Origin of the sequence: Cellulosimicrobium composti (assembly GCF_010287905.1) — a bacterium.
GTDB lineage: Bacteria > Actinomycetota > Actinomycetes > Actinomycetales > Cellulomonadaceae > Cellulosimicrobium > Cellulosimicrobium composti.
Genome location: NZ_JAAFAN010000099.1, coordinates 1 through 8,693, shown reverse-complemented (window position 1 = coordinate 8,693; position 8,693 = coordinate 1). Strand labels below are relative to the sequence as shown.

6 protein-coding genes are annotated in these 8,693 nt (G+C 75.0%); 2 read left to right on the top strand and 4 right to left on the bottom strand.

Going from position 1 to position 8,693, the window contains the following annotated elements; translation table 11 throughout:
* Window positions 1-128: 128 nt before the first annotated feature.
* Together GYH36_RS18240 and GYH36_RS18235 are read right to left on the bottom strand one after the other, a co-directional pair.
* The gene (locus tag GYH36_RS18240) at window positions 129-1,148 is read right to left on the bottom strand and encodes an Fpg/Nei family DNA glycosylase (protein WP_162290587.1); all 1,020 of its coding nucleotides are present in this window, start codon (window positions 1,146-1,148) and stop codon (window positions 129-131) included.
* 1 nt (window position 1,149) lies between these two features.
* Window positions 1,150-1,611: a ribose-5-phosphate isomerase gene (locus GYH36_RS18235; RefSeq protein WP_024842200.1), complete on the bottom strand. Its 462-nt coding sequence runs from the start codon at window positions 1,609-1,611 to the stop codon at window positions 1,150-1,152.
* A 60-nt stretch (window positions 1,612-1,671) separates the two neighbouring features.
* Between GYH36_RS18235 and GYH36_RS18230 the strand changes: the two genes are divergently transcribed.
* The gene (locus tag GYH36_RS18230) at window positions 1,672-3,726 is read left to right on the top strand and encodes a M13 family metallopeptidase (RefSeq protein WP_024842199.1); all 2,055 of its coding nucleotides are present in this window, start codon (window positions 1,672-1,674) and stop codon (window positions 3,724-3,726) included.
* A 75-nt stretch (window positions 3,727-3,801) separates the two neighbouring features.
* Here GYH36_RS18230 and GYH36_RS18225 read toward each other — a convergent pair whose 3' ends face one another.
* Window positions 3,802-4,989 (bottom strand): hypothetical protein, encoded by a 1,188-nt coding sequence (locus tag GYH36_RS18225; RefSeq protein WP_162290586.1) that lies wholly within the window; start codon window positions 4,987-4,989, stop codon window positions 3,802-3,804.
* Between the two features lie 167 nt (window positions 4,990-5,156).
* Window positions 5,157-5,801, bottom strand: coding sequence for a mycothiol-dependent nitroreductase Rv2466c family protein (locus tag GYH36_RS18220; RefSeq protein WP_162290585.1), 645 nt, complete (start codon window positions 5,799-5,801; stop codon window positions 5,157-5,159).
* Between the two features lie 236 nt (window positions 5,802-6,037).
* On the opposite strand from GYH36_RS18220, the gene pepN reads away from it, so the two are divergent.
* Window positions 6,038-8,617, top strand: a complete 2,580-nt coding sequence (gene pepN / locus GYH36_RS18215; RefSeq protein ID WP_162290584.1) for an aminopeptidase N — start codon at window positions 6,038-6,040, stop codon at window positions 8,615-8,617.
* Window positions 8,618-8,693: the final 76 nt, after the last annotated feature.

Sequence of the window (8,693 nt, the reverse complement as noted above, 5' to 3'; positions counted from 1 at the left end):
CCGGCGGGCGGCGGGGGGGGGTGGGGGGGGCCCGCCCGCGCCGGCGGGGGGGGGGGGGGGGGCGCGGGGGGGGGGCCCCCCCCCCCCGGGGGGGGGGGGGGGGCGGGCCCGGCCCCCCCCCGCCGGGGTCAGGCCTGGCAGACGCCGCACCAGTAGAGGTTGCGGCCCGCGAGCTCCTTGAGCAGCACGGGCGTGCCGCACACGCGGCACGGCAGCCCGTCGCGGTGGTAGACGTAGAACGCCTCGTCCGCGGGCACGGCGTCGGGCGCACCGTCCGTGTTCTGCCGGACGCGACGGCGCCCGGGCGCGTCCGGGAGGTCGGGGCCGCGGTCGCGGTCCTCGGGCCGCGTCGTGACGATCGCGCCGGTCCGCGTCCCGTCGCGCATGAGCACGACGAGGTCGTCCCACAGGGCGCGCAGGTCGTCGGTCGGGACGTCGCGACCGGGCCGCAGCGGGTCGAGCCGCGCGCGGAACAGCGACTCGGCGCGGTAGATGTTGCCCACGCCCGCGACGACGTCCTGGTTCATGAGCAGCAGACCCACGGGGCTGCGCGACCGGCGGACCGCGGCGACGAACGTCTCGCGCGGGTCGGGCTCCCCCGGGCCGCGTTCCCGGATCGGGTCGGGGCCGAGCCGGTCCTCGACCGCACCCTTCTCCGCGCCGTCGACCACCTCGCACGCCGTCGGGCCCGTGAGGTCGGCGACCGCGTGCGCGCCGACGAGCCGGACGCGCACGGCGCCGCGGGGCGGCGGGGGCGACCACGCGCCGTCGGGCTCCGCCGCCTCCCCCGGTCCTGCCGGCACGGTCTCGCGCTCGCCGATGCGGCGGCGCGGGGCACCGATCGCGTGCACGACGGCGGTGCTGCCGTCGCCCGCGAACGTCCACGCCCCGTACAGCCCGAGGTGGACGCGGAGCCAGCGCACGTCGTCGGCGTCCGGCGCCGTGCGGCCCGCGCCGGCGTGCGCGGGGTCGGCGAAGCCGAGGAAGAGCTGCTTGCCCCAGGCCTCGCTCGCGACGAGGACGTGCCCGTCGAGCAGTGCCGCTCCGGCGGCGAACCGCCCTTGCGGGCTGCTCACCGCGAGCGCCTCGCCCGTGAACAGCTCGCCGAACGCGCGCGCGAGGCGGTGGACGGTGTGGCCCTCGGGCACGTCAGGCGGAGGCGCCGCGCGACCGCTCGTACGCCGCGAGCTGGTCGATCCGGCGCTGGTGGCGCGGGTCGCCGCTGAACGGCTCGGCGAGGAACGCGTCGACGAGCTCCACGGCCTCGTCGACGGAGTGCTGGCGCGCGCCGACCGCGACGACGTTCGCGTCGTTGTGCTGGCGCCCGAGGCGCGCGGTCTCGAGGTTCCACGCGAGCGCGGCGCGCACGCCCGCGACCTTGTTCGCCGCGATCTGCTCGCCGTTGCCGGAGCCGCCGATGACGATGCCGAGCGAGCCGGGCTCCGCGGCGACCGCCTCGCCCGCGGCGAAGCAGAACGACGGGTAGTCGTCCTGGGCGTCGTAGGTGTGGGCGCCGTGGTCCACGACGTCGTGGCCCGCGGCACCGAGGTGCTCCACGAGGTGGGTCTTGAGCTCGAAGCCGGCGTGGTCCGCGGCGATGTGAACGCGCATGCGCCCATCATGCCCCAGCGGGCCCCCTGGACGTCGGGGCGAGGCCGTAGCCTGAGACGCATGACACAGACCTCCCCGACGTCCACGCCGGCGTCCTCGTCCGGCACGACCGACGCAGCGCGCTCCGGCATCGACCTCGACGCGCTGGACCCCGCCGTCCGCCCGCAGGACGACCTGTACCGCCACGTCAACGGGCGCTGGCTCGCGACGCACGAGATCCCCGCCGACCGCGCCATGGACGGGGCGTTCCGCGCCCTGCACGACCAGGCCGAGCTCCACGTGCGCGAGATCATCACCGACCTCGGCGAGCAGGTCGCCGCGGGCGCCGAGGGCGTCGGGCCGGACGCCGCGAAGGTCGGCGCGCTGTACGCGAGCTTCATGGACACCGAGCGCATCGAGGCGCTGGGCACGACGCCCCTGCAGGCCGACCTCGCGCTCGTCGCCGCGGCCTCGACGCAGGCCGAGCTCACCGGCGCGCTCGGCGCGCTGCAGCGCACGGGCGGCGCGGGCGCGGTCGGCTTCTGGGTCGACAACGACGCGAAGGACCCCGAGCGCTACGTCGCCTACCTCTACCAGTCCGGCCTGGGGCTGCCCGACGAGGCGTACTACCGCGAGGACCAGTACGCCCCGGTGCGCGAGAAGTACGTGCCGCACGTCGCGCGCATGCTCGCGCTCGCGGGCGTGACGTCCGAGACGTGGGGCGCGTCGCCCGAGGAGGCGGCGCAGCGCGTCATGGCGCTCGAGACGCGGCTCGCCGCGAAGCACTGGGACGTCGTCCGCGACCGCGACGCCGACCTCACGTACAACCCGCGCACGCTGGCCGCGCTCGTCGACGAGGCGCCCGGCTTCGACTGGCGCGCGTGGGTGCTCGCCCTGGGGGCGCCGCAGGGGTCGTTCGACGAGGTCGTCGTGCGCGAGCCGGACTTCGCGGCCGGGTTCGCCGAGCTCTGGGCGAGCGAGCCCCTCGAGGACTGGAAGCTGTGGATGGTGTACCACCTGGTCACCGCCCGCGCGCCCTACCTCTCGGACGAGCTCGTGGAGGCGAACTTCGACTTCTACGGCCGCACCCTCTCGGGCGCGCAGGAGGTCCGCGAGCGCTGGAAGCGCGGCGTGTCCGTCGTCGAGGGGGCGCTCGGCGAGGCCGTCGGGGCGCAGTACGTGGCCCGCCACTTCCCGCCGTCGCACAAGGCGCGCATGGAGGAGCTCGTCGCGTACCTCGTGGCCGCGTACCGCGAGTCGATCACGACGCTCGACTGGATGACCGAGGAGACCAAGGAGAAGGCGCTCGCCAAGCTCGACGCCTTCACCCCGAAGATCGGCTACCCGGTGCGGTGGCGCGACTACTCGTCGCTCGTCGTCGAGCCCGACGACCTCGTCGGCAACGTGCGCCGTGCCCACGCGTTCGAGCAGGACCGCGAGCTCGGCAAGATCGGGCGCCCGATCGACCGCGACGAGTGGTTCATGACGCCGCAGACGGTCAACGCCTACTACAACCCGGGGATGAACGAGATCGTCTTCCCCGCGGCGATCCTCCAGCCGCCGTTCTTCGACCCGGAGGCCGACGACGCCGTCAACTACGGCGGCATCGGCGCGGTCATCGGGCACGAGATCGGGCACGGGTTCGACGACCAGGGCTCGAAGTACGACGGCGCGGGCCGCCTCGAGGACTGGTGGACCGCGACGGACCGCGAGGAGTTCGAGAAGCGCACGAAGGCGCTCATCGCGCAGTACGACGCGTTCCGCCCGGCCCAGCTCGGCGAGGACGGCCCGCACGTGAACGGCGCGCTGACGATCGGCGAGAACATCGGCGACCTGGGCGGGCTGTCGATCGCGCTCAAGGCGTACCGCATCGCGCTCGGTCGACCGCTGTCCGAGGCCCCGGTGGTCGACGGGCTCACGGGCATCGAGCGCGTGTTCCTCGGCTGGGCCCAGGTCTGGCAGGCGAAGGGCCGCGACGAGGAGGTCGTGCGGCGCATCGCGACGGACCCCCACGCGCCGAACGAGTTCCGGTGCAACGGCGTGGTGCGCAACGTGGACGAGTTCTACGCGGCGTTCGACGTCCAGCCGGGCGACGCGCTCTACCTCGCCCCCGAGGAGCGCGTGCGCATCTGGTGACACGACGACGCCGGGCCCGCGGCGGGTGCTCCCCGCCGCGGGCCCGGCGTGCGCGCCGGCCCGGCCGGCGCCCGGTCAGAGCGTGCGGATCCCGGCGCGGGCGATCGTGAACCCCTTGCCCGTCGCGGTCTCGCGGCACGTCATGCCGGTCTCCGCGCTGTCGCACGTGAACGGCCCGACGGTCTTCGAGGTGCCGTAGTCGAGGATCGCCGTGTCGCCGGGCGCGGGCTGCGGCTGCTCCGCGGCGGGCACGCACGGCTGCTCGACGCTGCCGTCGGCGCCGAGGACCACCTTGTAGCCGACCGTCCCGTCGCACCCGTCGACGGGCGCGGGCTGCGTCCCGAGCTGCGCGATGACGCACGTCGCGCTGACGTCGGTGACCTCGCACGTGATGTTGCGCGACTCCGACGCGAACGTCTCGGACACCGTCGGCTCCGGCGGCGCGGCCTCCTCGGCGTCCTGCGTGGGGCTCGCGGCCGGGGGCGGCGTCGTCGCGCCGCCGGCCGGGTCGTCGTCCCCGCCGCCGACGAGCGAGATCGCGAAGACGATCGCGCCGAGCACGAGCAGGGCGTCGACGACGATGAACGCGATCCACCCCGGGCTCAGCCGGTCGGACCGGCGCCCGCGGCCCCCGCCGCCGCGCGCCTCGCCGCCGCCGGACGCGGGCGGCGGGGTGGACCCGCCCGCCGGTCCCGACGCGCGCGCCGTCGCCCCCGCGGGCGCGACCGACGCCGGCGGGTGGTACGCGGGCTGAGGCTGCTGGGGCTGCTGGGGCTGCTGCGGGACGGAGCCGTACCCGCCGTGCGGCGCCGGGTCGTACGCCGCGGTCGCCGCCGGGTACGCGGACGTCGCGCCGTAGCCCGTGGGGGCGGCGTCCGCCGCGGGGTACGACGGGCGGCTCGCGGCCGTCCCGACCGGCGCCGCGACGCCGAACCCGTTCTGCTCCGTCGCGTAGCGCACGCGCTGCGGGGGCGCCGGGGCGGGGACGGCGGGCTGCGCGGCCGTCGGGAGCTGGGTGATCGGCGTGACCTGCTGCACCGTCGTCGGCTGGAACGACGACGCGACGACCGTCGGCTGCCCGTCCGCGGGCGTCGTGCGGGGCGCCTGCGCCGTCGGGCCGCTCGTCGGCGAGAACGACGGCGGCACGGCGTGCACGGGCGGGGAGAACGCCGTCGTCGCCTGGACGTCGTCCCGACCGGCCGCGCCCCCGGGCACGCCGCCGGGAGGCGGCGGCGGCGGTGGCACGGGTGCGTTCGGGGACATGCTCTGCTCCTCGCGGGCTCCTCGTCGGACTCGCCCGGCGCGACCGGGCGGCGGGCGCTCCTGACACCGCCCGCGACCTGACGAAGCATGGCACGCCGCACCCGTGCGGGTCGAACCCCGCCGACGGTCGGACGCCTCCGTCGGCGGGGTCCGCGGACCGGTGTCCGTCAGTCGAACACGGGGCCCTGCGTGCGCGTGCGCTTGAGCTCGAAGAAGCCGGGCGTGCTCGCGACGAGGACGCACCCGTCCCACAGCCGACCTGCGGCTTCGCCCTTCGGGGCGGGCGTCACGACGGGCCCGAAGAACGCGGTGTCGCCGAACGCGACGACGGGCGTGCCGACGTCCTCGCCCACGCGCCCGATGCCCTCGGCGTGCGACGCCCGCAGCTGCTCGTCGTACGCGTCCGAGCGGGCCGCGTCCGCGAGCGAGGCGGGCAGCCCGACCTCCGCGAGCGCCTCCGTGAGCACGGCGTCGTAGTCGTCGCGGCCGCCCGGGTGCAGGCGCGTCCCGATCGCGTCGTAGAGGGGCTTGACGACCTCGTCGCCGTGCTCCACGCGCGCGGCGGTGACGACGCGCACCGGGCCCCACGCCTTGTCCATGAGCTCGCGGTACTTCTCGGGCAGGTCACGACCCTCGTTGAGCACGGCGAGGCTCATGACGTGCCAGCGCACCGTCACGTCGCGCACCTGCTCGAGCTCCCCCATCCAGCGGCTCGTCATCCAGGCCCAGGGGCACACGGGGTCGAACCAGAAGTCCGCGACGCGGACGTCGCTCCCGGTCGCGGTGGTGTCGGTCGTCGCGGTGAGGGTCACGGGACGGGTCTCCTTCGTCGTGGGACGGCGGTCCGGCGGGCCCGGGCCGTCGGTCGTGCGGCAGCGTGCGGCGGGGTGCCCGCGCGGGCACCCCACAGTCACGACGCCGCGCGGCCGCAGCGTATTCCCGCGGGCGCATTTTCCGGGGGTGCGCGCGGCGTGCGTGGGATGATCGTCCGTGGCCCACAGGCCGACGTCGTGGCCGCCCGGCCCGACCCCGAGACCGAGGAGATGCAGTGCCCGGAGAGAACCTCACCCGCGCCGAGGCGAGCGAGCGCGCGGCGATCGTCGACGTCCAGTCCTACGAGGTCGACCTCGACCTCACGACGGGGGCGACGACGTTCGCGTCGACGACCGTGGTGCGGTTCACCGCGACCGAGGGCGCGAGCACGTTCGTGGACCTCGTCGCGCCGACCGTGCGCGAGGTCGTGCTCAACGGACGGTCGCTCGACCCGGCGCAGGTGTTCGCCGACTCGCGCATCGCGCTCGACGGCCTCGCGGCCGAGAACGAGCTGCGCGTCGTCGCGGACTGCGCGTACACGAACACGGGCGAGGGCCTGCACCGGTTCGTCGACCCCGTCGACGGCGAGGTCTACCTCTACACCCAGTTCGAGGTGCCGGACTCACGGCGCGTGTTCGCCGTGTTCGAGCAGCCCGACCTCAAGGCGACGTTCGCGTTCACCGTCACCGCGCCCGCGGCGTGGCAGGTCGTGAGCAACCAGCCGACGCCGGAGCCGACGGCGCTCGGGACGAAGGCCGACCCGACCGGCACCGGCGCCGGCGACGTCGAGGTCGCGCGCTGGACGTTCGAGCCGACGCCGCGCATCTCGTCGTACATCACCGCGCTCGTCGCGGGGCCGTACGTCGTGGAGCGCAGCGAGCTCACGTCGTCCGACGGCCGCACCATCCCGCTCGGGGTGTTCTGCCGCGCGTCGCTCGCCGACCACATGGACGCCGACTACGTGTTCGACAAGACGCGCGAGGGCTTCGCGTTCTTCGAGTCCGCGTTCGAGCACCCGTACCCGTTCGACAAGTACGACCAGCTCTTCGTGCCCGAGTACAACATGGGTGCGATGGAGAACGCGGGCTGCGTGACGTTCACCGAGACGTACGTGTTCCGCTCCAAGGTCACGGACGCCGTCAAGGAGCGCCGCGTCGTGACGATCCTCCACGAGCTCGCGCACATGTGGTTCGGTGACCTCGTCACCATGAAGTGGTGGAACGACCTGTGGCTCAACGAGTCGTTCGCGGAGTACGCCTCGACGCTCGCGACCGCCGAGGCGACCGAGTGGCACGAGGCCTGGACGACGTTCGCCGCGATGGAGAAGTCGTGGGCGTACCGCCAGGACCAGCTGCCGTCGACGCACCCCATCGTCGCGACGATCAACGACCTCGAGGACGTGTTCGTCAACTTCGACGGCATCACGTACGCCAAGGGCGCGTCGGTGCTCAAGCAGCTCGTCGCGTGGGTCGGCAAGGAGCAGTTCCTCGCGGGCGTGGCGGCGTACTTCCGCAAGCACGCGTGGGGCAACACCGAGCTGCGCGACCTGCTCGTCGAGCTCGAGGCGACGAGCGGTCGTGACCTCGGCGCGTGGTCGGCGCTGTGGCTCGAGACGGCGGGCGTGAACACGCTGCGGCCCGAGTTCGAGCTCGACGCCCACGGCCGCTTCACCACGTTCTCCGTGGTGCAGACCGCGCCGGCGGACCACCCGACGCTGCGCCCGCACCGGCTCGGCATCGGCTTCTACGACCTCGTGGACGGCGTGCTGACGCGCGTGCACCGCGTCGAGGTCGACGTGGACGGCCCGCGCACCGAGATCCCCGAGCTGCTCGGCCTCGACCGCCCGCAGCTCGTGCTGCTCAACGACGACGACCTCGCGTACGCGAAGATCCGCCTCGACCCCGCGTCGCTCCAGGTCGCGACCGAGCACCTCGCCGACCTCGCGGACCCCCTGGCGCGCTCGCTCGTGTGGGGCTCGGCGTGGGACGCGACGCGCGACGGCGAGACCCCGGCGAGCGACTACGTGCGCCTCGTGCTCGGCAACATCGCGCGCGAGACCGAGTCCACGACGATCCGCACGACGCTCAACCAGCTCGCGCTCGCGACGAAGACGTACGTCGCGCCCGAGCGCCGCGCGGAGACGCTCGCGCACGTCGGCGACGTGCTGTGGTCGCTCGCGCAGGAGGCCGCCGCCGGGTCCGACCTGCAGTTCCAGCTCGTGAAGTTCTTCGCCCACCTCGCGTCGACGCCGGCGCACGGCGAGGCGCTGCGCTCGCTGCTCGACGGCTCGGCCGCGCTCGACGGGCTCGAGATCGACACCGACCTGCGCTGGGAGATCCTCGAGGGCCTCGTGCTGCTCGACCTCGCGGACGACGCGGAGATCGAGGCGACGCTCGCCGCCGACTCGACGGCGACCGGCCAGCAGTCGGCGGCGCGCGCCCGGGCGACCGTGCCGACGGCCGAGGCGAAGCGCGAGGCGTTCGACCGCCTCGTCGGCTCCGACGACGCCCCGAACGCGATCGTGCGCGCGACGACGCTGGGTTTCCAGCACGTCAACGACCCCGAGTCGCTCGCGCCGCTCGTCGGCGCGTACTTCGACGCGCTGCTCCCCCTGTGGGACCAGCGGTCGTACCACATCGCGGAGGCGCTCGTCACGGGCCTGTACCCCGCGCCCCTCGCGAGCACCGTGCTGCGCGACGCGACGCAGGAGTGGCTCGACGCGAACGCCGACGCCGCGCCCGCGCTGCGCCGCCTCGTCGTCGAGAACCTCGCCGGCGTCGAGCGGGCGCTCGCGGCCCAGGCCGCCGACGCCTGACCCGGCACCGACAGCGCGCCGAGCAATGGGGGGGGGGGGGGGGGGGGGGGGCGCCGGGGGCCGCCCCCCGCCGCGG